Raw genomic sequence first — 23,104 nt, forward strand, 5'->3', positions numbered from 1 at the left:
TCCCTGCTATACATCTCCAATTGGGTAAAGTCGAACTGTATCTAAAATTATTGGACTGGTGATGACGGAAGTCAAGAGGCGTTACGACGCATCGCGCCGCCGTGAGCAGGCACGGGCACGCCGCCATGCGATGGTGACAGCGGCCCGGGAATTGTTCGACCGTGATGGTTTCCGGTCGACGACGGTCGCTGCGATCGCGGAGCGGGCGGGGGTGTCGGCGGAGAGCGTGTACAAGGCGTTCGGCACCAAGGCGGCGCTGGCCAAGGCGGTTTTCGATGTCGTGATCGCCGGCGACGACGAGGAGATTCCCGTCTATCAGCGGCCGGAGCAGCAGGCGATGCTCGCCGAACCCGACGTGCGCCGCAAGATCGAGATGTTCGTTCACGGCCTGGCCCAGCGGCAGGCGCGGTCGGCCGGCGTGCAGTTCCTGATCCGCGATGGTCGCCACGTCGACGACTCGCTCGTCCCGGTGTGGGACAAGCTGGCCGAAGAGGGACTGGTCGGGATGACCATGCTGGGCAGGCACCTGCTCGAGACCGGGCAGTTGCGCGACGGGATCGACCTGGACGAGGTGCGCGACGTCTTGTGGAACTACCTCGCCATCGATACCTACGAACGGCTGGTACTCGCTCGGGGGTGGTCCCAGCAGCGGTACGCGGACTGGGTCGCGCGCGCCATCATCGCCGCGATCACCTGAGGTGAGTACTCAGCCGACGCCTTTGCCGGCCGTGCCGCCGTCACCGCGCTCGTCGAAATCGACTGCGCACCCAGGCAGGTCGACTCGGAGCTCTGCCACGGCGCCGGATTCGTCGTGGCGCCTGTACCTGGAGAACCCCGGTGTCGAATGTCGGATCCCACCCGATCGCATCCTCACCTGACCGCATCGCAGCCACCGATGTCACCGGAGTTACTCGTGGAGCGATGCGGTCGACTGGCGAGGTCCCGAGGATCGAGGGAGATCGGCGCGGCTAGGGCAGCGACGCGCAGTTCACCGGAGCCGGCACGCCGGCGAGGCGATCGACCATCCACGGCTGCGAACTTGTCAGCGACGGGAAGAAGCCCAGATCGTGGGTGCCCAAGAAGCCCGACATCGCGGGCACCGTGCTGTCGGCGTCCAGTTGTACCGCCGCGCCGCCGCCGCACCATCGCGCGACCAGATCGCGCGCGGCGGGGTAGGTGGCCTTGTCGTCGTGCCTGGCCGAATAGACGCGCACCGGCGCCGCAGGAGTGGACCCGCCGAGCCGCTGCTCGTCGAATGCCCGCTTCAACTCGGGGGAACCGTCGATCACGGCCGTGAGCGGCCGTCCGCTGGTCGTCCACCGCGACGTGTCCTGGGGCTGGACGAAAGTCTCGGAGAGACCGCCCCCGCACGTGCCGATGGAGCTTTGCAGGATCGCCTTACCGGTGTCGTTGAGCTCGGCGTCGAGTACCGGGCGTGTCTCGGGGTAGTCCGCGGCGATTCCGTTGAGCACCCACGCGATGGCAGGCGCGACGCCGGGATTGCCGTCACTGCGCACGATGAAATCCTGCGGCCCCACCACCGGCCCGCCCACGTGTACCCCGCGCACAGCGAGTTCGGGTGCGTACTCGGCCTGCAGTTCGGCGGCGGCAGCGGAGGCCATCCCGCCCTGGGAGTAGCCGTAGATGATGACCGGAGAGTCCGGGCCGAGCCCCGAACCGGGCAGCCGCAGCGCGGCCCGCGCGGAATCCAGCACCGCGTGTGCCTGCGTCCTGCGGTTCAGGAAGTCGTGCACTCCCGGTACCCCGAAGTCGTGATAATCGGTCATCACCACCGCCATCCCGCTCGCCAGGAGTTGATAGATCGCGATGATGTCGTATTCGAAGACCACGTCGGCAGGCGGCTCGTACCGGATCACCTGCGCCAGCATCGCCGACGGCGAGCAGTCGGCGTTCTGCCCCTGTGCGCCGCCCGCGTATGCCACCAGTGGTCGCGGGCCAGGGCCGGTCCAGGGCTGACTCGGCTCCAGATAGGTGCCGACCACCGTGTTCGGCGCGCCGTGGGTGTCGTTGCTGGTGTAGACGAGGCGGGTGGATCGTGCCGGTATCGGCCCGGCCTGGCCTGGGATCGTGATCGCCGTCGCCGAACCATCGGCACGGACGATGTCACCCCCCGCCACCCGCAACTGCGGCGGCTGGGCCCCTACCGTCGGTGTGGCCACGACTCCGACGCAGACAACCACGAGGGTTCCCGTGAGTGCTGCGATCCACGCGCGTTTTCCGCTCTTCATACCGATCCTTCGTGCGAGGTGATCCGTCCAGGGCAGCTGTCGAACCGAACAGCACGATCGCCACGGATGGAGCGCAACACCGCTTGTCAGCGGATCGTGAGCAGAAAGGCGTGATGTTCGACCCGAGAGATCTTGATCGAAACTGCGGGCATCTCCGTCGAGCACAGAACCAGGCACCGATATCACGTTGCCGGGGCCACAGCATACGCCATGGTGCCGACATCGCTGCGCGGGCTACTGCTTCGGATCACCACCCGATCCAGAGGCCGGGTGCCCCCCTCGGGAGTAGTAGTCGCCTGTCCTCGCCCAGCAAACCTGAATCGACCGACCAGGCATCGAGCGCTCAGCGTTGCGCCGGTCGTCAGCGGCGCCGGCGGCCGAGACGTTCCCGAGAGAAGCGCTTAGACCAGCGAACCATCGGTGACATTCGACACCTATGCGTACGTACGACTGCACCAACCACATGGCCTATTCACCGCGGGCAACATCAAGTGGACACTTGGCGAGGATCGCTCCTACCTGGCAACCAAGGACGAGGTGCTCGCACACTTCGAACACTGCCTCGAGATCGTCGAACAACGAGTGCAAGTAGAGGAGTACTTCGGCTGGGCACTGGAGTCACATGTCGAGTCCGGCAACATTATGCGTCTCAACTGCAAGTCGTCGGACGGCCGGCTAATGATTATCGAGGCGAAGCGACTGATCAAAGCCAGCGGATTCGGGATCGTGCCCAACGGCCCGCTCGAGCTTTCCAGCACACGTGTCGTATCGGTGTCACCCGACTTCTGCGACATCGTGGACGGGGAAAGATCGCGATGGATACCGCTCACGCGCTGATCACGCAATACCCCGGCCGGGAAGTGAATCTCGTGGCAGGTTCAGGCACGTTCTTTTCTGACCGTGACCGCTTGTTCCCTACAGGCGGCCGACGATGGTGGGGCGGCACGCTGGCAACCCGCATTTTCACGGAACTGGGCCGGCGCTTCGACGGGACCAACGAGACAGATGTCGCGACGTGGTTACGCACGACTTACGGCACGTGGTTGGCCGTGCACAACCTGAGCCTCGTCCTCGACAGCATCCCGAACAAAGTGTTCCTCGATTGCGGAATCGATCTCGATCGCTGGTACCCGCTGCCTCGCCGCATGATCGAAACGACGCGGTTCATGCTCACCCACCGCCGCGGACGCGAACACCTCCGGCAAACCCTGGACACTGTGCGCACACGATTCGATGTTCGCTGCGGTCCACTGAACCAGGCGTCACCGTCCCGGCCGTAGTCGTTCGTCACCGCGCGCAGCCGCCGTGGCGTGGTCAGCCTTCACCGAGTCAACGGCAGTACCGCGGCCAGCGCGCGTAGCGCCTCCAGGTAGTCCTCGTTCAACGGCTGGATCGCGACATGGTCGGCGCCCGCGTCCAGGTGGGCCACCAATCCGGCCGCGACTTCGGCAGGCGTGCCGTTCACGGCGAGAACATCGATCAGGCGATCGCTTCCCGGCTTGGTGATGTCCTGCTCCGAGAAGCCCACGCGGCGCAGATTGCTCAGGTAGTTCACCAGCCCCAGATACATGGAAACCGTGCCCCTGGCGAGCTCGCGCGCCCGCGCCACATCGTCATCGAGGACTACCTTCTGCTCCGCGACCAGAAGCGCGTCTGCACCAAGCGTTTCCCGGGCGCTCTTGGTGTGCTCGGGCGGGGCGAGGTAGGGCAGCGCACCCGCGGTCCGGTCACGGGCGAGTGTCAGCACGCGCGGTCCGAGTGCCGCCAACGCCCTGCGCTCCTTCGGCACACCCGCGGCGTCGAGTTCGTCCAGGTAAGCCACCAGCGCGTCGTACGGCTTGACGGCCCCCGCACCGTTGGCCTCCCGATGACCCACCCCGATGCCGAGCAGGAATCGGCCGGGAAATCTCTGTTCGATGCGGTGAAAGGACTCCGCGACAGCCTCCGCAGGCGCTGTCCAGATATTCACGATGCTGGTGCCGACAGTCAGCGATTCCGTTGCCTCCAGCAGCGATTCGACGACTGGCAACTCGGCAGGCGGCGATCCGCCGAGCCACAACGCGCCGTACCCTAGTTCTTCGATCTCGCGAGCTGCCGCTGGGGCGAACCCCTTGTAGTGGCGCCACACACCGAATTTCCCGAGATCACTAATGGTCATGCCGGAGGCAACGCGGGTCCCGTCGCGACTATTCCGAGGCCTCCGCGCCGAGCACTGTCAACACGACGTCGAAACTCCGGCGCGCCTTCATCAGTCCGCCGGGTTCCGCAGTTCAATCGGAGTATGTGCTCGAATTCGCCGAGCAGGGCGACTGCCTGTTCCGCGGACAGCGGCGGATGAGCTGCGAGCTGCGGCCCAGCCTCGAATATGGGGTGCGAACCTCAGCGTCGGATACGAATCGATGCCGAGATGTAGCCCGTGTTCCCGGCGGCCGCCACGACGACCACGCCCGACTGGACCAGCCGGTCGACCTCGGCACAGTTCGGCTTTGGCCGCAGGCGAACCATCCGGCGCGAATTCATCGGCAAGCCCCGCGATGTGAAGCGAATCTGCACTTCCACGGCCTCGCCGCTCGGTCGTGAGCGCTATTTCGAAGGGCACGGCCTGGTGGACCTCGTCCGTGCCATCCGATCCGTCTGATCGGAGCAGCGGCCGTGCACAGTTTCGATGTCGAGTTCACCAGTGGCGGAACGCTTTTCGATGCCGGCCAACTGCAGGATCTGGTCAATGGCCTGGACGCCACCGACCTGATCGTTGTTTCGCACGGATGGAACAGCGACATGCGGGAGGCCGCGGACTTGTACGACGAGTTGCTGGGCAACGTGCAACGCCTGCTGGACTTGCGCGCCAATCCTCAGGCGCCGACAACGCTTCGCCGTCTCGACGGCGGCGAACGACGCGGCTCTCGAGCTGGTACTGGACAGACTGGCCGAGGACCCGACGCGACCGGGCGACACAGCCAAGTCCCCCGCGCGTCACCAGAAGGTCACCTCGGCGATGTCGCTCGTCCCGCGCCTGGCCTCGGATCCCGACGCTCGTGCGACGTACGTCGATCTCCTGAGATCCCTTGTCAGTGTGGACGACTCAGCAGATGACGACGGCGCGGCCGCGTTCTCCGTCGCCGACGCCGAGGATCTGTTCGCAGCCATGGACGGTCCCGTTTCCGCGCCGGGCGCCGCAATCGGCGGCGCCGCAATCGGCGGCGGCGCAATCGGCGGCGGCGCAGACGATCGGGGCGCCGACAACGGCGGTGCCGCCGGCGTGCTGGATCGCCTCGATGGGGTGATCGCCGCCGCGCGGCGGCTGGCGAACCTCACGACATATCTGCAGATGAAGTCACGGGCCGGAACAGTCGGGGCCAACGGCCTTGCCCCGATGATCCAGCGGGTCCGCGCGGAACACCGAGACGTGCGCGTCCACCTCGTCGGCCACAGCTTCGGCTGGCGGCTGGAGACCGCCGCTGCCCATGCTCTGGAGGACAACACACCGCAGGTCAGGGGCTCAGCTTGTTGCAGGCGGCGTTCTCGCACAACGGGCTTCCGGCGACTTCAGCGGCGGGAAGGCCGGCGCATTACGCGATCCTGTCCGCGGCGTCCGTGGCGTGCGATCCCCAGCCGCTCGACTTTGCGGCTGTAACACTCACAACCCGGGATGCCCAGGTGCGGACTTGTGCGAAACTTGCACTCGTACTGCCGTCCCGCACTGAGCCGAGCGCTGCGTGAATCCATCGATCTCCCCAGCTCACCGAGCATTCTTCTCATTGCTCTACGTTCACGAACCCGCACGTCGGCGGATCGAGGCCGAGTCCGCGGACTCGGCGCGACGGTTCACACCGCTCATCGGCTTCGGACATACATTCGTGGAGGGAGTCGGACATGGACCGCACGCTCAAAGTGATCGCGACGAAATCTGAGCAGGCCGCGCTCGCACGGGACCACACCGTGACAGCCAACTACGACGCCTTCGCGTTGGTACAGGCCGATGAGGCCGAAGCTCGGGAGTTGAGCCAGCGCTACCTCGTCGAGGACATCACCGCGCAGTACGAGATTCCACTCGGACCGACTGCGACAGACGCGATCGACACCACCCTGCCTCGAATCACCGGCGCAGCACGGCCTTCGGCCCATCCCGCCTACCAGCGCACCCGGCGCCTGGACGCCGGACCGCACCACTACCTCGTCCAGTTCGTCGGGCCGATCAAGCCGCAATGGCGCGCAGCGGTCGAGCAAGCAGGTGGATCGATCGTCGATGCCCATGCTGGTTTCACGCTGGTCGTGCGCGCGACGGCCGAGCAGATCGCGGCGATCGCCGCGTTGCCGGAAGTGCGCTGGGCTGGTCATCTGCCCGACCGCGCACGCCTGGACGTGACCACCGAACCCGCACTCCCCCGAACGAAGTTGCTCCCCGACGTCCTCACGGTCGAGTTCTTCACGCCGGCCACCGCACGCGCCGCCAAGGCGAAGATCCGCAAACTCGGACTGAAGATCATCGGAGATGGCCCGGCGACGCTCATCGTCGAGGCGCCCGAAGGCACCGATGCCGCTCGGCGCAAGCAATTGGCCGCCCTGTCGGCTGTCCACGGTGTGCGGATGGTGCGCAACCGGCCGATCAATCGCATCAGCAACGACGTCGCCGCGACCATCATGAGGGGAACGGCGGCAACGCTGGGCGGGGTTTCCACCCTCGACGGTGAGGGCGAGACGATCGCGGTGTGCGACACCGGGTTCGACACCGGCACCACCTCGCCGGTCCATCCCGATTTCGCCGGCCGCGTCAAAGCCGTCATGAGCTTTCCGATCACCTCGGAATTCGCTCCCTACATCAACAACGCCGGCGGCGACGACGGAGCGGCCGACCTCGACTCCGGCCACGGCACCCACGTCACAGGATCAGTGCTCGGCGACGGCGTCGCGAGCACGGCGGTGCCGGGGCAACCGGCGATCCGCGGTCTGGCCACCAAAGCGAAGCTGGTGTTCCAGGCCGTCGAGCAAGCCTTGGACTGGAAGAACCCCGCCTTCGTGGCGAAGTACGGTCGCTACCTGCTCGCGGGAATCCCGGTGGACCTCGCCGACCTGTTCACACCCGCGTACAACAAAGGCGCGCGCATCCACACCAATTCGTGGGGTGGCGGCGACCCCGGGGTCTACGACGACCAGTGCCGTGCCGTGGACAAGTTCATGTGGGAGCACCCGTCGTTTTGCATCCTGTTCGCCGCGGGCAACGATGGCAGCGACTCCGACGGCGACGGCCGGATCAACCTCGGATCCGTCACCTCACCCGGCACCGCCAAGAACTGCCTGACCGTCGGAGCGAGTGAGAACCTGCGACGCTCCTTCGACAGCGAGCGCTACGGCACCTGGTGGCCGGGCGACTACCCGGCACCGCCGTACAAGAGCGCGGCGATGGCCGACGACCCCGATCAGGTGGTCGCGTTCTCCAGCCGTGGTCCGACCGCGGACGGGCGCATCAAACCCGACGTCGTCGCCCCGGGCACATGGATATTGTCGACGAAGTCGACGATGCTCAGCCCCACCGCAACCGGCTGGAAGCCGTTCCCCGGCTCTTCGAAGTACTTCTACATGGGCGGCACGAGCATGGCCACGCCACTGACCGCCGGCGCGCTCGCGCTGCTGCGCCAGCACCTTCGCCGCGACCACGGCATCGCGACGCCCTCGGGGGCACTCCTCAAAGCGGTAGTGATCGCCGGCGCTCGTCGCCTGCCGGGCACCGCGCCCGCGACCACGGTGGCCGACAACCACCAGGGCTTCGGTTGCGTCGACGTGGCTGGGGTCGTTGCCCCGACGGCGCCGTCCGCGCTGCTGGTTCGCCAGGGCAGGAAAGTCTCGACGGGACAACTCCACACCCTCGAGATCGAGGTGACTTCGGCAGCTGTTCCGTTGCGGATCGTGCTCGCCTACAGTGACTTTCCCGGCGAGACGTTGGTCAACAACCTCAATCTCGTTGTCCGGGGCCCGGACGGAGCGCCCAGAGTCGGAAACGGCGGGCAGGGCCCCGGATTCACGATGGACTCGATCAACAATGTCGAGGTCGTCGAAGTCGGTGCACCCGCCGTCGGTACGTGGAAGATCGATGTCATCGGCTCGAATGTCCCGCAGGGGCCTCAGCCCTACGCGCTGGCGATCCTCGGCGCGGCGGCCGGCTGATTCCTAGGACAGCCACCCTCTGGCAATCACGAACGGCGCCTCCGGAATTCCGGGGGCGCCGCTCGGGCACTTCGCACCGCGTCAGCGGATCAGGCTTCGTGCACCGCCGTGACGATGGCGACAACCGCCGCGGACAACGCCCCGATCACCACCCCGCCGAGCACCACCGCTGCGGCGGCGACCGTGAACTGATCCCAGCCCACCATGAGCGCGGCCACGCTGAGGACCACGAGGATCGCGTCGACGCCGACGGCGGCCAAAACAGCGTCGTCGCGGCTCAGCAGCCGAGGAGTCAGCGCAACGGTGGCCAGGCCGAGCAGGACGGACACCAGGCCGACCACGACGAAGACAGGGACGGCCATCCCGGTGCCGACATCGGTCCCCAGGATCAGCGTGGCGAACAAGACGAGGCCGTACAGGACACGGATCGCGCCCACACCGCGCAGCGTCCACGAGGACACATCGACGGGGGCGCCCCCGGTGGAGGTCTTGGTCGCGTACGCCATGCGCACAGTTGCCACCTGGCTGGTCATATCCCGCTCCTTCGACATTTTCACACCTTCGTGCAATTGCACGTAGCTGTGAAACTACGTCCCTTGCACACCGATGTGCAAGAACTCGTGAAGGGACTCACACCCCACCCGGGTTCGTGCCGGCGAGCACACCGTGGATCCATTCGGGGACAGCATGTTCGACGAGCGATCGCCCGCCCGACGAGCGCACCTGCGATCAGTGCTGCGCGGCCTCGGCGGCGGACCGGGCGATCTCCGCGGCGGCGGAACGGTCGACGCCGACCGCGATCAGGCAGGCCAGGGCAGCGTCGCGCGCGGCTTCGGCATCGACCCACTCACCGTCGCTGTGTGCGTTCAGCAGCTCGAGCACCAGCGCCGTGAGCACCCTGGCCAACGCCGCGGGCGGAAGGTGACCAGCGAAGGTTCCGTCGGCTTGACCAGCCGCTATCAACGTGATCAGCCGCGCGCGGACGGGCGCGAGCCGGTCGGCCATCCGGGCCCGCGACCCGGCTTCGTCCAGGCGCAGCAGCAACTGGAACTCGTCGCCGACAGCCCACAGCGCGACCGTCATATCCGCGATCGCCCGGGCCGGAGGTTGCGCGGTGTCGATACCGTCGAGTGCGCGACCGACCTGTTCGAAAGCCTCGTCGAGCATGCCGTCGATCAGCGCTTCCCTGGTGGGGAAATGACCGTAGAGGGTGCGGCGGACCATCCCCGCGGCGACGGCGATGTCTTCCATACTCGCCAGTGGGTTGCGCAGCAACTCGTCCCCGGCCACCGCGACGATGCGTCGCCGGTTGGCAAGTGCGCGCGGCCCGAGGCCGACGGTGGTCGAGTGCGTCGTCGCAGTCACGTCCGTCCTTTCACCCACCACCATCCCACACCTGCGCAAAGGTGTGCAAAGGGCCGGCTGCGGCTCACCGGCCTGCTCGACAGCCGGTCCACGGCATATTCTGGACAGATGGCACGGCTGCCGGAAAGTAGGACCGAACTGGTTCTGGGTCCGTTGCTGCGCCATGTCGGCGAATGCGACGCCACCGTCTGGGTCGAGACGTCCGCGCCGTGCACTGTCGAGGTCCTCGACCACCACGAACACACCTGGACCATCGCCGGACACCACTACGCTCTCGTCCTGATCGCGGGACTGGCGGCCGGTTCCGTCACGCCGTACGAGGTCAGTCTCGACGGGAAGCGCGTCTGGCCGCTGCCCGACGCTCCGCACCCGTCCGTCATTCGCACGCTCAGAAGCGACGCCGATCTGATCCTCGCCTTCGGCTCGTGCCGATTCGCCACACCGACCGCGACGCAGGACGACGACAACTTCGACGCCGACGCTCTCGACGCCTATGCGCGGCGAGTCATGGAACGCCCACCCGAAGATCTGCCCGACGCATTGTTACTGCTCGGCGACCAGGTCTACGCCGATGAGCTGTCGCCCGAGATCCTCCGTCGCATCGACGAGTTGCACGACCTCGACCAACCGCCGGGCGCCCAGATCCGCAACTTCGAGGAGTACACGTGGCTCTATTCCGAGTCATGGTCCGACCCGCAGGTGCGCTGGCTGCTGTCCACGGTTCCGTCGTCGATGATCTTCGACGACCACGACGTCATCGACGACTGGAACACCTCGAAATCGTGGCGTGACGAGATCGAGGCCACCGGCTGGTGGGAGGAACGCATCGTGGGCGCGTTGTCGTCGTACTGGGTCTACCAGCACCTGGGCAACCTCTCGCCCGCAGCCCTGGCCGACGACGAGCTCTACCAGCGGATCCGATCCGAGGGCGGCGACTGCGCGGAGTTGCTCCGCGAGTTCGCATCCGCAGCGGACGAAGAAGCCGACGGCGCCAAGGGAGCGCAATGGTCGTATCGCCGCGATCTCGGCACCACCCGGCTGCTCGTCATCGATTCACGGTGCGGACGCATACTCGCCGGCGGCACGCGGTCGATGGTCTCCGAGCCCGAGTTCTCGTGGATCGAACGCCAGACCGAGGGCGACTACGACCACCTGCTGGTGGGGAGCTCGCTCCCGTGGCTGCTGCCGCGCGCCCTCCACGACCTGGAGTCGTGGAATGAGCGCATGACCTCAGGGGTGCGGGGCAGACGTGTGGCCGGATGGTCCGAAAGATTGCGGCGCTCAGCGGATCTGGAACATTGGGCTGCCTTCCGCGATTCATTCGACCGGCTCGCCCGGCTCATCGCCCGCGTCGGGCGCGGACAGTGCAGCGGCCCGGGAGGACGGGCGCCCGCCACGATCTGCGTGCTGTCCGGCGACGTTCACCACGCCTATGCCGCGCAAGCGCAGTTCCCCGACGCCGTCAGGTCCCAGGTCTACCAGCTGACCTGTTCGCCGATGCACAACTACGTTCCGACCGCCATGAAGGTAGTTTTCCGGGTCTCGTGGAGTCGGGCCGCAGAACGGGTGACGCGTTTCCTCCTGAACCGGGTGTCCACTGTTCCCCCGGTGCCGGTCGAGTGGAGTCGGGTCACCGGCCCCTTCTTCGGCAACCAGATAGCGACGCTGCATCTGCGCGGCCGGACCAGCCGTCTCGTACTGGAGCAGGTGAGCACCGACGGCGGCCGTCCGCATTTGACGACGGTCGCGGACGTGGTGCTGTCGACCGAGACGGACGGCTCGCCTTGAAGCGGCATACGCCGAGATCCATGAAGGACCAGGTCGCTGCGGAGCCGGCCAGCATCGAGTGGTGACCGGCTTCCGACGCACAGCACGCGCTGCGGCGACGTCGTGGCCATCGGGCACCCTCCGGAAGCGGTCCGGCTAGCCGAACGCAAAGGGCGACTCGCTCGCACCTCCGCTACCGGAGTTTCGCCTGCGCGCGGTCCAATGCGAAAGCTCCCGATCAATGGGATACCCCGTATTTGATTCGGGCAAATAGCTGCTTCTGTGAGACGCGACACCCCAAATTCGGGTTCTTCGACATATCCGAATTGGCGTTCGCCACAATGAAAGGCATTCCCACCCATGCGAATCCGATCTCTTCGATTGCCCATTACGGTGATGGCGGCCGCGGTCGCGGCCACAACCGCTACCACCGGCGTCGCGTCCGCCGATATCGACTTCGGAAACTCCGGCAGCAGCTCCGGCAGCAGCGGCGACATGGTCATCACCCTGGTGCGCCATGCCGAGTCCCTCGGTAACACCTCCGGCCTGATCGACACCAAGGTGCCCGGACCCGACCTGACCTCACGCGGCCGGACACAGGCAGACAAGCTGGCCATCCAGCTGGGCGACAAGAACTACGACTGCGCCTTCGCGTCCAACATGGTGCGTACCGAGCAGACCGCGGCACCGACCGTCGCCAAGCAGGACCTGAGCCTCGACATTCAGCCCGGTTTCCGGGAGATCGAGGCAGGCCAGTACGAGGGCACCCCGGAGGCCGAGGCGCTGTCCGGGTACCTTCAGGCGCCGATCAAGTGGCTCTCCGGCGACCTGAACGCTCGGATTCCAGGCTCCATCGACGGCACCGAGTTCGACGGCCGTGTCGATCAGGCACTGCTCGATGTGCAGCGCCGCGGCTGCGCCAACCCGGTGATCTTCTCGCACGGCGGCACCATCATGTTCTGGTCGATGATGAACGCCGACAACGCCGACAAGAGCAAACTCGGCACCGATCCGATGCGCAACGGCGGCCGCGTCGTCCTCGAGGGCAGCCCGCAGAAGGGCTGGACGATTGTCGAGTGGGTCGGCCACCCGGACCTGGGCTGATCCACCCTTCCGCGCCCCGGATGTCATCGACACAATCGATGGCACCGGGGCGCGGTCGTCTCTCAGCCCAAGGCCCCCGCAGCGCAGTCGTCCAGCGCACCCGCTGGGATCACCGTCGTCGAACTGCTCGCCCGCGGGAGGTTCCCGCACCAGCGGCTGCTGGGCCTGGTCACGCGCCGACGAAGGCGCTGGCGAAGCTGAAATGCGCAACGCGTGTGCGCATTTCAATGCGCCAATCGGGCGGCCATAGTGGTCAGGTTGTCGGCGAAGGTCAGCACGAATTCGACGCACAGGTTGATCAGTTCGTCGCGGCTGATGTCCATACCGCCGTCGAGCCAGGCCAGGACCAATTCGGCGGCGCCGCCGGTGATCATCAGAGAGACCGCACGGACCAGGGTTTCACTGCCGGCCGGCGGGTCCAACAGTGCGCGTTCCTGTTCGGCGACGACGTCGGCGATAGTGCGCATGCCGGCGGCGCGGCGTCGCATCAGGATTTCGCTGCCGTGCGCCTCGGCGAAAGCGATGCGGGCGCGGCGGGGGTCCTCGACGACGGAATTGAGGATGGCGGTGACGGCTGCCCGCGTTTTGGCCGCGATGTCATCCGGCGCGGCGGTGAGTGCGTCCAATGAGCTGCGGATCGCGGTGTCGATGATCTCGTCGTGTACAGCGGCGGCGAGTGCGTCGAGGTCGTCGAAGCTCTCGTAGAAGAACCGCGGACCGACCTTGGCCTGTTCGCAGACTCCGCGCACGGTGGTCGCGGCCCAGCCCTGGGTGCCGATGATGTCGAGGGCAGCGTCCATCAGCCGCTGGCGGCGTTCGTCGCGTCGCTGTTCGGCCGAGGTGCCGCGATAGATGCCGGTCGCTGCCCGTGTCACAACCCTCAGTATGCCGCACCAGAAACAGGAATCAATCGTTTACGGAAACGACTGATTCCTATATGCTCCAACTCACACCACATCGCAACGGTGCGAGAGGACAACGAACATGATGTCGACCCTGGGCCGACGGGCCAAGTCCGCCGTATCCGCTATTGCCGAGCGATATCCTTCGCAGACCCGCGCGCTGGCAGACCCACTGCCCGGCAGCGGATTACGTCCGATCATGGGCGATTACGGCGTCCCGCTGATCGGGCACGCGATACCCGCGATGAGCGACAGTCTCGATTTCGCCCGCCGCCGTTTCGACAAGTACGGGCCGGTGCACTGGGCCGGACTTGTCGGGCGACGCGTTGTCATGGTCGCCGGACCGGAGGCCACCGAAGAGGTACTCGCCGACCGCGACAAGGTGTATTCCGCGCAGCGCGGCTATACCTTCTTCATCGGCCCGTTCTTTCGCGGCGGCATCCTGCTGCGCGACTTCGAGGAACACCGCTACCACCGTCGGATTCTGCAGCAGGCCTTCACCAGACCGCGGTTGGTCGGCTATCTCGATATCACCAGTCCGGCCATCGAGCGCGGTATGCGCGACTGGACGCCGAATCGCGATTTCCAGCTCTATCCGGCGGCCAAACGCCTGCTGCTCAGCTTGTCCTCAGAAGTATTCATGGGGGCGAATCTCGGGTCGGAGGCCGCCGAGCTGGAGCGGGCGTTCATCGATGCGGTGCGTGGCGGCCAGGCGCTGGTGCGCACGAATCTGCCCGGCGGACTGTGGGCACGCGGACTGCGCGGGCGCGCAGTGCTGGAAGATCACTGTCGTCGCGAGCTGCCTGCCAAACGCGCGGGAAACGGCGAGGATCTGTTCAGCGTGTTGTGCCGCACCGCTTCCGAGGAGGGCCATACATTCACCGACCAGGATATCGTCGACCATCTGATCTTCGTCCTGCTCGGCGCGCACGACACCAGCACGATCGCGGTGTCGATGATGGGGTACCAGCTCGGATTGCATCCCGAATGGCAGGACCGGCTGCGCGCCGAATCGCAGGCGTTGGGCAAGGAGTCACTCGACTATGCAGATCTGGACCGGCTGCCGACCCTGGATCTGGTCTTCAAAGAGATTCTGCGGATGTACTCCCCTGTCGGGCAGCAGATCCGCGAAACCGTGCGGGATACCGCGATTCAGGGTCAGTTCGTCCCCGCCGGCACCTTGGTTATGATCGGCTCGTACTCGGCCATGCGTCAGGCCCGCTGGTGGAACGACCCCGACGTGTTCGATCCCGAACGATTCACGGCCGAACGGCACGAGGACAAAGCCCACCGCTATACCTGGGCGCCGTTCGGTGGTGGCGCACATAAATGCATCGGACTCTATTTCGGCGGTATGACAGTCAAGGCGATCATGCACCGCATGCTGTTGCACTACCGCTGGACCGTGCCCGCCGACTACACGCCGCCGATGGGCTGGGCGACCGGCCCTGTCCCCCTCGACGGCCTACCCATCCGGCTCGAACGCCTCGGCGCCTCGGTGTCCGCATGAAGATCGCCGCCGACCGCACCCGGTGCGAGGGCCACGGCATGTGCGAAGCATTGCTGCCCGACATCTTTCGGGTCGACGACGAAGGCAACGTGACGGTGCTGACGGACCAGGTAGCCGATGCCGACCTCGACGACGTGCGGCTGGCGGTCGACAGCTGCCCGGTGGCGGCTCTGCGCCTGTTCGACTGAAGTACCCTCGCGCCGCCGATGACGCCGCCGGCGCTCTGGGGAGAACGAGGCGAGTTCGGCCGCGTGGCGATCGGCGACCCTGGATCGCACGAATACGATCGACGCTGTGCAGCCGTCCTCGTCCCCGGCAACTGTGACCGAAGTCGGTAGGCAGGTCGACAAGTAGTTCCACCTCATCCGGACCGATGAGCCACCCGACATAGCGAGGTACGCGTGCAGGCCCTGCATCGAATTGTCCTACCCGTCACAGCAGCGGCGTTCATGGCCGCGACAGCCATCTCCGCACCGCACGCACAAGCTGCCGCCGACTGCCCGGGCGCCGGTCAGTCGGCGGTGCAGGTAGGTGCTGTGTCGGGTGCCCTGGAAGGTCTCACCGTCGATTCCCAGGGCCGCGCGTACGCCACAGACCTGGTGAGCGGACACGTCTTGCGGATCGACGCCCCCGGCGCCCCCGCGGTAGTCATCGCCACCGTGCCCAGCGGCGGCGCCGGTGCACTCGCCTGGACCCGAGACGGCAAACTGCTGGTCGGTTACGGCGCGGACGCCCGGGTCGTCATCGGCGATCTGGTGCACCTGGCAGGCATCGTCCAGGTCGACCCCGATACCGGTGCGGTGACGCCGTTCGCCGCGGGCCTCAGCGCCGCCAACGGCATGGACGTCGCGGGCGACGGAACCGTCTACGCCACCAACGACTTCGGCAACCTCGTCGGCCGTGTCAGCCCGAACGGCGCGGTGCAGGCGGACTGGGCGAGGTTCCCCAGCGCCAACGGTGCCGTGCTCGACACCGACGACGAATACCTCTATATCTCACGTACTTTCGTCAACCCTGGCGTCAGCCGGATACCCACCGCGAATCCCGGTGCACCACAATCGCTGCTGGACCTGTCCGGTACCGACACCTTCGGTACACCCGACGGGCTGACCTTGGACTCACAGAATCGACCCGTCGTCCCCTTCAACCTCTCTGGCCGCATCGTCCGCATCGACTCACCCGGCCAGTACTGCGTCCTCGGCACCGCAGCCCCGTCGACCAGCGTCGTCACCTACGGTCGCGGTACGACCGGCTTCTCCGCCGGCCGCCTGTTCGCCGCCACCTTCAGCGGCGCGATCTACGAAATACCGGGTGCCTTCGACTCCAATGCCCGAACCGCCCCCTGATATCTAGTGCCTCGTCCAGGAAGGTTGCTGCGGTAACGGATGTCGAGTTGATCGTGTGCCCGTGACCGGTGATCCTCCCCGATGAAGATGGTACCGACGGCCGAGAAGACGGAAGTGTTCGTGCGAGAGGTGGCCCCCGTGCACGCCGACATCACCATGCGCGTCTCCGCCAAACCGTCCCGGTCCCAGCCGGACCGTGGTGAACCGAAGGGATTTCTGTCCATGACAGTCGTGAAAGTGCAACGCAGCATCGACGCCCCGATCGAAGTGGTGTTCGACGCCTACACCGACCATGCGGCGCTGGCGCTGGTGCCCGGCATCGTGTCGGCCGCTGTGGTCCGGCCCGGCGACACCGAACCGAACGGGCTCGGCGCGATCCGCGAGGTGAACGCCGGCATCGCCTGGTTCCGGGAGGAGATCACGGTCTTCGACCGGCCCGTCCTGATGGAATACAGGATCCGCAAGGCGCGGCCACCGTTGCAGCACAGACTCGGCCGTGTCGAGTTCGAGCCGACCTCGCCAGGCACGACCCTGATCACGTGGACATCGGAGTTCGATTCACCCGTGCGGGGTATCGGATTCGTGTTCGGTCCCGCCAGCAAACTCATCGCCTCGGCCGCGTTCAGCTGGGTCTTGAAATGTCTCGACGACCGCATCGGGTCCTGACTGTCACCAGCCTCGCGGAATCCGGATCCGGCGTCGCTCGTCGTGGCAGCGACCGACGCGTTCTGCATCGACATGCACACCACCGGCCTCGACAAGCACGGGGTGCCTCCTCCGGTGACCTGATGTCTGTCGGCGGTGGCCGCGCGCTCACCGGATCAGCGCCGGTATTCGGCACGCGGGCAGGCCATACCGCGCTCGATCCATTCCTCGGTGCGTTTCATCGGTGCTCCGGATTGTCGAAGTCGGGCCTGCATCCGGCGTCCCACTCGCTGCGCTGGTTTCCGAAGGCCGGGATTCCGCCGTTGCGTCGCAGCATGGCCGCCACGTGCATGAGGTTGAAGGTCATAAACGACGTATTGCGGTTGGTGAAGTCGTTGTCCGGTCCGCCCGAATCCGGATCGAGATAGGACGGTCCCGGACCGACCGACCCGATCCATCCGGCATCAGCTTGCGGCGGAATGGTGTATCCGAGGTGCTGCAGGCTGTAGAGGATATTCATCGCGCAGTGCTTGATACCGTCTTCGTTACCGGTGATCAGACACCCCGCTGCCCGCCCGTAGTAGGCGTATTGACCGGCATCGTTGAGCATCGACGAGCATCCGTAGAGGCGTTCGATCACCCGTTTCATCACCGAACTGTTGTCGCCCAGCCAGATCGGTCCGCACAAAACCAGGATGTCGGCGTCGAGCACGCGCGAGAAGATCTGCGGCCATTCATCGGTCGGGGCTCCGTGCTCGGTCATGTCAGGCCACACTCCGGTCGCGATATCGTGGTCGACCGCGCGCAGCTCCTCGACTTCGACACCGCGCCGGCGCATGATCTGCGCACTCAACCGCACCAGCCCGTCGGTATTGCTGGGCTCGGGCGAACGTTTGAGCGTGCAATTGATGAACAGCGCGCGCAGATCGTCGAAGCGCGGGCCCGGTTCGATCACCGCCTCGGGCCCGGTCATCGCCTCGGCCCGACTCGAAGGCCGAGCACCCGGCACAGCAGTGGGCGGGGGTTGTGTTGCGGCACTGGTGCTCCCATCTCTTTGGTGTGACTGTCGATCACTCGAGTCGCTGGAGCGCGGTGGATTTCGTCGCGAACGAGCGACGGTAGCGTGTCTGTCAGTCGGCGAAGATGCCTTTCAGCATCCCGGTGGCCTGACCGACCTCGATCAGGTAGCCGTCAGGGTCGCGCAGGTAGCACCGCAGTTCGGCTTTGCGGTCCAGCGGCTCGGTCAAGAACTGTGCGCCTTTGGCGGTGGCGTCGGTATAGAAGGCAGCGATGTCGGCGACCCGCACGTTGAGAAACGACGAGACCACCTCGCCGGCCGTCGGCGGTGCCAGCGTGATGTCGGGCTTGTCCGGGGTGGGTCCACCGCCGGGATTCATGATGATCCAGCTGTTGGCGACCTTGACGATAGCCGGATTTTCCGCGAGAACGACCTGGCCACCAAGGATGTCGGCGTAGAAATCGCGCGAGCGGACCACATCGCGCACGGTCAGGAAATGGGTGAGGATCAGACCCTGCTCGGGCGCGGGGAGGTCTGGGCGATTGGTCACGAGGGCTCCCTTCGGTTCGAGTTACCGTGCGCGTTCCCACTCCCGATCTGTTGACACACTCGCTGCGCCGCAGTGCGACCAGCGACTCCCCGGCCCCGCTGACAACCGCACAAGACGGCTGTAGGCAGCGAGGACCGCTAGGCTGCGACGGCTATGAGCATCCGCACCCCCGAGCGGAACGTTCTGCCGGACGAGCCGCGGATCCGGCAGGTCTTCCGGGACGTCATCGCCGAGCGTCTGACAGACCCGCGGCCACCGCAGGCCGCGATGTTGTTCCAGTCCTCGGTGGACCCGTACTGGACGGACGACAGGTTCTTCCTCGGAGACTTCTACGACGGGTTCCTCCATCAGGACACCTGCCAGCCGCATACCGCCGAAGGCGTCCCTGTGCTGGCAGCGCTGGCCGTCGATGACCGGGTGCCACCGCAGCAGCGTTTCCGGGCGATCAGCCTGCTGTTCAGCATCGCGACTGTCGCGGACCGCCGCCTGGGCGACTGCTGGCCCGACACACCGCGGTACGCAGATCCCGGCAACGAGGACCGAGCCCGCGAGGCGGTCCGCTCTTGCACACCGGACCTGCTCGCCCGGTGGGCACCCGAATGTCCGGCAGTCCGGCTGGCACTCGCGGGCCTCGCCGTCGTATTCCCTACAGCCAGCACGCTGCCCGCTTTGACCCCGCGGCTTCAGGGTTTTGTCGAGCAGCACCCCCGAGGCACCGACATCGGCGACTACGTGCGTTTCATTCTGGTATTTGCCGCCGGGAACGACGCCCAGACGCTCGCAACCGTCGAGTCGTTCACCACCGCCTACTGGAAGAGCACCTCCCCCCGGAGCGCCGACACCAGCCCGAACTCTCCACCTGCTCGGCCAGATGCTGAACCGGGTCGGGATGGGGCTCACACGATCACATTCTGGAGGATGACCTGACCGTCGGGGTGATGGTGTGAAGGGTCATCTGGCAGTACAGCTGTTCTTTCCGGAGTAGGTCGGCGGGGCCAGATCTCGTTCGGAGGGTAGACGCCCGGACGGGTTGCCGAAAATACCGTGGAACGGGTGACTATCTCCAGAAACGAATTCGCCACGGTGGCAGTGGCCTCGATGGTGTGTGCCGCTGCGATCACCGGGTGCGGACCGTCCGAAACGCCCGACCCGACCGCAGGGCACCGGATCGGCTTCCACGACCAGACCATCGCATGGCACGACTGCGAGGCCGGCGTGGACGACGAGGTCGGGCGGCGGCTGGCGGCCGCGGGCGCGCAGTGCGGTGAGTTCAGCGCTCCCCTGGACTACGCGGCGCCAGCCGGGAAAACGATCACCGTCGCAGTGGCACGTCGCCCCGCCGGTGATTCCGCGCGGCGCCTCGGCACGCTCGTGGTCGAGACGGGAGGGCCCGGACCGTCTCGCGATGGGGTCGCGCTGCTGATCGACGGACCGGAAGGGGGTCATGGCGCACCGGAGCTCGCCGAGCGTTACGACGTGGTCGGCTTCGATCCACGATTCTTCGGAGCCAGTACCCCGTTGGAATGTGGTTGGCCGACAAGCGAGTATCTGAACGTGGCGCAGGCGGCACCAGTCGACCGAGCCGGATTCGATCGCGTTGTCGTCGCCGCCCGCGATCTGGCGTCGGGGTGCGAACCATGGCGGGACCTGTTGCCGCACGCGTCCACACGCACGGTGGCGCGGGACCTGGACCTGCTGCGCACACTGCTCGGCGAAACGTCGCTGTCGTATCTGGGGTGGTCGTGGGGCACCTATCTGGGTGCGGTGTATGCGCAGATGTTCGGCGAGCACGTCGACCGCCTCGTTCTCGACAGCCCACTCGATCCCCGTGCCGCCGGGCCCGATCTCACCCGCGACACCGCGCCGGCCGATGCCGCGGCCTTGGCGGACTGGGCTCGCTGGGCCGCCGAGCAGGACATCGGTCTCGGTACTACCTCCGCAGCGGTATCGGGCGAGATACACGACCTCGTCGATCGCGTGCGCGACGCGCCGATCACGCTTGCCGGGATCACCCTGACCGCGGACCTGATCCCCGGCCTGCTGCTCACCGTCGACGACTCCGCCGAGTCGTACAGCGCCTTCGGTGATCAAATCCGAGCATTGATCGATGCGTCGCGAGGAGTGCAGGTCGAGCCGCCGCCCGGCCTGGCGATCAAGTTGGGCCTCTACGCCGACACCGCCGTGACACCCGAGTTCGGCTTCAGCGCAACGGTCGCCAATCAGTGCGCGGACCGTCCGGCCCGCGCGGTGGAGGACTACTTCACCGATATCGAGCTGCATCATGCTGAGGAGCCCCTGTTCGGCGCGCTGGCCCGTCACCTCGGCCCGTGTGCGATGTGGCCGGTATCGCCGAGCGAGCCGCCGACCGAGATCGACAACCAGATCCCGGCGTTGCTGGTCGGCGCCGACGGCGACCCGGTCGCCCCGTCGGCAGGACTGCGGGCGTTGCGGACGGTCATGCCCGCGGCGCGATCGCTGACCTTGCGACCTGCATTCCGGCACGGTGTCTATCTGTTCGACAGTTCGGCCTGTATCGATGACACCGTGACGGCCTACCTCCTGGACGGCGTCCTTCCGTCCGGCGACGCGACCTGCGACCGGGCCGAACCATGACCGGCGAGGCCCGCCTCGTGCGCCACGATCACCGCCCGTACTCGATCCCGGACCGCGAGCTTGGTCAGAATATGGCGCACATGGGTTTTCACCGTTCCCGCCCCGATGCCGAGTTCCGCGGCGATCTCGGCATTGGACAGGCCGCGCGCCATGACCCGCAGTACCTCGACCTCGCGGGTGGTGAGGGCATCCACCAGGTGGCGCGCGGTGGGGTCGACGGGCGGCGCGAGGCGACCGAGTAACCGACGGGTGGTCGAGGCGGCCAGCACCGCGTCACCGGCGTGCACCGAACGGATGGCGGACAGGAATTGTTCGGCCGGTGCGTCTTTGAGCAGGAAGCCGCTCGCACCGGCTCGAACAGCGGCCAGGGCGTAGTCATCGAGGTCGTAGGTCGTCAGCACCAGCACACGCGGAGGCCCGGACAGCGCCAGGAGTCGGCGGGTGGCTTCGATACCGTCGGTGCCGGGCATGCGCACATCCATGACGACTACATCCGGGAGTAGCCGTGTCGCGGCTTCGACGCCTTGTGATCCCTCACCCGCCTCACCGACCACCGTCAGGTCGGGCTGGGAGTCCACGACCATGCGCAACCCTGTGCGCACCAGTTCTTGATCCTCGACCAGCAGAACTCGGATCATCGTTGCTCCGTCAGCGGAATCATGGCTGCCAGGTGATGCCCTCCGCCGTCGCGGTAGGCGAGAGTGACGGTGCCGCCATAGGATTCGACCCGTTCGCGCATCCCGATCAGGCCGAACCCACCCGGGCTGCCCGTCGACCCGGCGTGCCCGTCGTCGGTGACTTCGACTCTCAGCCACCTGGCATCGGTGCGTACCGAGACCTCGGCGCGCGCTGTCGGACCCGCGTGTTTGACAACATTGGTCAAGCCTTCCTGCACGATGCGGTAGGCGAGCAGTCCCAGCCCGGTATCGAGCGGATCAGCGGGCAGATCGGTGGACAGGGTGACCGACAGCCCTGCCGCGCGCAGGTCGTCGGTGAGGTCTGTCAGCTCGGCGACTCCCGGGGTGGGCGCCGGGTTCGGTTCCCCGTGGGTGTCTTCCCGCAGGACGCCGATGGCGCGGCGGGTATCGGCGAGTGCGGCCCGGCCATGGTCGCCGATCGCTCGCAACGCATCGATCGCGCGGTGGGGTTCGGCCAGGGCCGCGTAGCGACCGCCATCGGACTGAGCGATGATCACCGCCAGCGAGTGAGCCAGGATGTCGTGCAGATCGCGCGCGATCCTGGTGCGCTCCTCGAGCACAGCGAGCCGTGTGCGCTGTGCGCCTTCCCGCTCGAGCAGCGCCGCGTGCGCCGCCAACGCGGCGAATTCACTGTGCCGGGATCGTTGCCATGCGCCACCGAGCCAGGCTGCCGCGACAGTTCCCGCCAGCGCCGACCCGACCAGTAGATGGGCCACCGCAGGCATGGGCAGTTGCGGCCAGCTCCAGCCGCCGAGCACCGCGCCACCCAAGCCCGCGACGAGCGTGAGCCTGCCTGCGTCGCGGCTACCGTGTGCCGCGACGGTATAGACGACGACCGGCACGGCGAGATCGGCGGGCAGCGCGCCGATGGTGTCGCGCACGGTCAGCCATTGCACGCCCGCCGCCGCCGCGACCGCCACCGCTGTAGCCGAGGGCCACCGTCGCCGCCCGATGAGTGGCACCAGCAACGCGACCGTGAGCCCGAAGTACACGACCCCGCCGTTGACGAGCAAACCCATCAGCACACACACGCCGAGCAACGCGAACGCGGTCCCTGCGTCGGCCGCCACCGGATGCGCCCGCCACCAACGCACGAGCCCTTCGTCCACCATGTGCTCACCCTAGATTTTCCGACCTGACCGGCGCGTCGCTCTCAGGAGTGACAACCGGGCACA

Annotated in this window: 23 protein-coding genes; 14 read left to right on the forward strand and 9 right to left on the reverse strand. The window is 66.7% G+C overall.

Annotated elements, in window-relative coordinates; all coding sequences use genetic code 11:
- Window positions 1-61 precede the first annotated feature (61 nt).
- Window positions 62-697: a TetR/AcrR family transcriptional regulator gene (locus tag ACFULV_RS23700; protein ID WP_378660177.1), complete on the forward strand. Its 636-nt coding sequence runs from the start codon at window positions 62-64 to the stop codon at window positions 695-697.
- Window positions 698-968: 271 nt separating this feature from the next.
- Here ACFULV_RS23700 and ACFULV_RS23705 read toward each other — a convergent pair whose 3' ends face one another.
- Window positions 969-2,249, reverse strand: coding sequence for a lipase family protein (locus tag ACFULV_RS23705; RefSeq protein WP_378660178.1), 1,281 nt, complete (start codon window positions 2,247-2,249; stop codon window positions 969-971).
- Window positions 2,250-2,669: 420 nt separating this feature from the next.
- Here ACFULV_RS23705 and ACFULV_RS23710 point away from each other — a divergent pair, with 420 nt between their 5' ends.
- Entirely contained in the window at window positions 2,670-3,086 is a 417-nt protein-coding gene (locus ACFULV_RS23710) for a hypothetical protein (protein WP_378660180.1), read from the forward strand.
- A complete protein-coding gene (locus ACFULV_RS23715) occupies window positions 3,065-3,529 on the forward strand; it encodes a hypothetical protein (protein ID WP_378660183.1) in 465 nt (154 codons plus the stop codon). The genes ACFULV_RS23710 and ACFULV_RS23715 overlap by 22 nt, the downstream gene beginning before the upstream one ends.
- A gap of 41 nt (window positions 3,530-3,570) precedes the next feature.
- Here ACFULV_RS23715 and ACFULV_RS23720 read toward each other — a convergent pair whose 3' ends face one another.
- Entirely contained in the window at window positions 3,571-4,407 is an 837-nt protein-coding gene (locus tag ACFULV_RS23720; protein ID WP_378660186.1) for an LLM class F420-dependent oxidoreductase, read from the reverse strand.
- Window positions 4,408-4,665: 258 nt separating this feature from the next.
- Here ACFULV_RS23720 and ACFULV_RS23725 point away from each other — a divergent pair, with 258 nt between their 5' ends.
- From ACFULV_RS23725 to ACFULV_RS23735, 3 genes are all read left to right on the forward strand, one after another.
- A complete protein-coding gene (locus ACFULV_RS23725; protein ID WP_378660189.1) occupies window positions 4,666-4,887 on the forward strand; it encodes a hypothetical protein in 222 nt (73 codons plus the stop codon).
- Window positions 4,888-5,244: 357 nt separating this feature from the next.
- Window positions 5,245-5,883: a hypothetical protein gene (locus ACFULV_RS23730; protein WP_378660191.1), complete on the forward strand. Its 639-nt coding sequence runs from the start codon at window positions 5,245-5,247 to the stop codon at window positions 5,881-5,883.
- A gap of 239 nt (window positions 5,884-6,122) precedes the next feature.
- Entirely contained in the window at window positions 6,123-8,411 is a 2,289-nt protein-coding gene (locus ACFULV_RS23735) for a S8 family serine peptidase (protein WP_378660194.1), read from the forward strand.
- 89 nt (window positions 8,412-8,500) lie between these two features.
- Here the strand turns inward: ACFULV_RS23735 and ACFULV_RS23740 are convergent, their stop codons facing one another.
- The gene (locus tag ACFULV_RS23740; RefSeq protein WP_378660196.1) at window positions 8,501-8,944 is read right to left on the reverse strand and encodes a hypothetical protein; all 444 of its coding nucleotides are present in this window, start codon (window positions 8,942-8,944) and stop codon (window positions 8,501-8,503) included.
- A 196-nt stretch (window positions 8,945-9,140) separates the two neighbouring features.
- On the reverse strand, window positions 9,141-9,776 hold the full coding sequence (locus tag ACFULV_RS23745; protein ID WP_378660198.1) for a TetR/AcrR family transcriptional regulator: 636 nt from the start codon (window positions 9,774-9,776) through the stop codon (window positions 9,141-9,143).
- A gap of 108 nt (window positions 9,777-9,884) precedes the next feature.
- Between ACFULV_RS23745 and ACFULV_RS23750 the strand changes: the two genes are divergently transcribed.
- On the forward strand, window positions 9,885-11,564 hold the full coding sequence (locus ACFULV_RS23750) for an alkaline phosphatase D family protein (protein ID WP_378660201.1): 1,680 nt from the start codon (window positions 9,885-9,887) through the stop codon (window positions 11,562-11,564).
- A 360-nt stretch (window positions 11,565-11,924) separates the two neighbouring features.
- Window positions 11,925-12,647: a histidine phosphatase family protein gene (locus ACFULV_RS23755; RefSeq protein ID WP_378660204.1), complete on the forward strand. Its 723-nt coding sequence runs from the start codon at window positions 11,925-11,927 to the stop codon at window positions 12,645-12,647.
- A 224-nt stretch (window positions 12,648-12,871) separates the two neighbouring features.
- Here the strand turns inward: ACFULV_RS23755 and ACFULV_RS23760 are convergent, their stop codons facing one another.
- Complete coding sequence (locus ACFULV_RS23760) at window positions 12,872-13,522, reverse strand: TetR/AcrR family transcriptional regulator (RefSeq protein WP_378630550.1); 651 nt, start codon at window positions 13,520-13,522, stop codon at window positions 12,872-12,874.
- A gap of 109 nt (window positions 13,523-13,631) precedes the next feature.
- Here ACFULV_RS23760 and ACFULV_RS23765 point away from each other — a divergent pair, with 109 nt between their 5' ends.
- The 4 genes from ACFULV_RS23765 (at window position 13,632) to ACFULV_RS23780 (ending at window position 17,071) form a co-directional block, all read left to right on the forward strand.
- Entirely contained in the window at window positions 13,632-15,059 is a 1,428-nt protein-coding gene (locus ACFULV_RS23765) for a cytochrome P450 (protein WP_378660207.1), read from the forward strand.
- A complete protein-coding gene (locus tag ACFULV_RS23770; RefSeq protein ID WP_378660210.1) occupies window positions 15,056-15,247 on the forward strand; it encodes a ferredoxin in 192 nt (63 codons plus the stop codon). The genes ACFULV_RS23765 and ACFULV_RS23770 overlap by 4 nt, the downstream gene beginning before the upstream one ends.
- A gap of 261 nt (window positions 15,248-15,508) precedes the next feature.
- Window positions 15,509-16,405, forward strand: a complete 897-nt coding sequence (locus ACFULV_RS23775; RefSeq protein WP_378660212.1) for an SMP-30/gluconolactonase/LRE family protein — start codon at window positions 15,509-15,511, stop codon at window positions 16,403-16,405.
- A gap of 222 nt (window positions 16,406-16,627) precedes the next feature.
- A complete protein-coding gene (locus ACFULV_RS23780) occupies window positions 16,628-17,071 on the forward strand; it encodes an SRPBCC family protein (protein ID WP_378660215.1) in 444 nt (147 codons plus the stop codon).
- 217 nt (window positions 17,072-17,288) lie between these two features.
- Here the strand turns inward: ACFULV_RS23780 and ACFULV_RS23785 are convergent, their stop codons facing one another.
- The gene (locus ACFULV_RS23785) at window positions 17,289-18,023 is read right to left on the reverse strand and encodes a flavodoxin family protein (RefSeq protein ID WP_378660218.1); all 735 of its coding nucleotides are present in this window, start codon (window positions 18,021-18,023) and stop codon (window positions 17,289-17,291) included.
- A gap of 157 nt (window positions 18,024-18,180) precedes the next feature.
- Window positions 18,181-18,618 carry a VOC family protein gene (locus tag ACFULV_RS23790; RefSeq protein ID WP_378660221.1) on the reverse strand — a complete coding sequence of 146 codons (438 nt, stop codon included), beginning with the start codon at window positions 18,616-18,618 and terminating at the stop codon, window positions 18,181-18,183.
- 153 nt (window positions 18,619-18,771) lie between these two features.
- Between ACFULV_RS23790 and ACFULV_RS23795 the strand changes: the two genes are divergently transcribed.
- Both ACFULV_RS23795 and ACFULV_RS23800 read left to right on the forward strand, forming a co-directional pair.
- Window positions 18,772-19,545, forward strand: coding sequence for a hypothetical protein (locus tag ACFULV_RS23795; RefSeq protein ID WP_378660224.1), 774 nt, complete (start codon window positions 18,772-18,774; stop codon window positions 19,543-19,545).
- Between the two features lie 126 nt (window positions 19,546-19,671).
- Window positions 19,672-21,231 (forward strand): alpha/beta fold hydrolase, encoded by a 1,560-nt coding sequence (locus ACFULV_RS23800; protein WP_378660226.1) that lies wholly within the window; start codon window positions 19,672-19,674, stop codon window positions 21,229-21,231.
- On the opposite strand, the gene ACFULV_RS23805 is transcribed toward ACFULV_RS23800, so the two are convergent.
- A complete protein-coding gene (locus tag ACFULV_RS23805; protein WP_378630533.1) occupies window positions 21,171-21,869 on the reverse strand; it encodes a response regulator in 699 nt (232 codons plus the stop codon). The genes ACFULV_RS23800 and ACFULV_RS23805 overlap by 61 nt on opposite strands.
- A complete protein-coding gene (locus tag ACFULV_RS23810; protein ID WP_378660229.1) occupies window positions 21,866-23,041 on the reverse strand; it encodes a sensor histidine kinase in 1,176 nt (391 codons plus the stop codon). Before ACFULV_RS23810 ends, ACFULV_RS23805 begins: the two co-directional genes overlap by 4 nt.
- Window positions 23,042-23,104: the final 63 nt, after the last annotated feature.

The sequence above is a fragment of the Nocardia sp. NPDC057272 genome, assembly GCF_042668615.1.
Taxonomy (GTDB): domain Bacteria; phylum Actinomycetota; class Actinomycetes; order Mycobacteriales; family Mycobacteriaceae; genus Nocardia.

Coding starts and splice junctions, on each gene's coding strand:
- ACFULV_RS23810 (WP_378660229.1), bottom strand. CDS start 23,041: ATGGTGGACGAAGGGCTCGTGCGTTGGTGGCGGGCGCATCCGGTGGCG.
- ACFULV_RS23735 (WP_378660194.1), top strand. CDS start 6,123: ATGGACCGCACGCTCAAAGTGATCGCGACGAAATCTGAGCAGGCCGCG.
- ACFULV_RS23715 (WP_378660183.1), top strand. CDS start 3,065: ATGGATACCGCTCACGCGCTGATCACGCAATACCCCGGCCGGGAAGTG.
- ACFULV_RS23740 (WP_378660196.1), bottom strand. CDS start 8,944: ATGACCAGCCAGGTGGCAACTGTGCGCATGGCGTACGCGACCAAGACC.
- ACFULV_RS23775 (WP_378660212.1), top strand. CDS start 15,509: ATGGCCGCGACAGCCATCTCCGCACCGCACGCACAAGCTGCCGCCGAC.
- ACFULV_RS23720 (WP_378660186.1), bottom strand. CDS start 4,407: ATGACCATTAGTGATCTCGGGAAATTCGGTGTGTGGCGCCACTACAAG.
- ACFULV_RS23780 (WP_378660215.1), top strand. CDS start 16,628: ATGACAGTCGTGAAAGTGCAACGCAGCATCGACGCCCCGATCGAAGTG.
- ACFULV_RS23765 (WP_378660207.1), top strand. CDS start 13,632: ATGATGTCGACCCTGGGCCGACGGGCCAAGTCCGCCGTATCCGCTATT.
- ACFULV_RS23795 (WP_378660224.1), top strand. CDS start 18,772: ATGAGCATCCGCACCCCCGAGCGGAACGTTCTGCCGGACGAGCCGCGG.
- ACFULV_RS23700 (WP_378660177.1), top strand. CDS start 62: ATGACGGAAGTCAAGAGGCGTTACGACGCATCGCGCCGCCGTGAGCAG.
- ACFULV_RS23705 (WP_378660178.1), bottom strand. CDS start 2,249: ATGAAGAGCGGAAAACGCGCGTGGATCGCAGCACTCACGGGAACCCTC.
- ACFULV_RS23750 (WP_378660201.1), top strand. CDS start 9,885: ATGGCACGGCTGCCGGAAAGTAGGACCGAACTGGTTCTGGGTCCGTTG.
- ACFULV_RS23785 (WP_378660218.1), bottom strand. CDS start 18,023: ATGACCGGGCCCGAGGCGGTGATCGAACCGGGCCCGCGCTTCGACGAT.
- ACFULV_RS23805 (WP_378630533.1), bottom strand. CDS start 21,869: ATGATCCGAGTTCTGCTGGTCGAGGATCAAGAACTGGTGCGCACAGGG.
- ACFULV_RS23770 (WP_378660210.1), top strand. CDS start 15,056: ATGAAGATCGCCGCCGACCGCACCCGGTGCGAGGGCCACGGCATGTGC.
- ACFULV_RS23730 (WP_378660191.1), top strand. CDS start 5,245: ATGTCGCTCGTCCCGCGCCTGGCCTCGGATCCCGACGCTCGTGCGACG.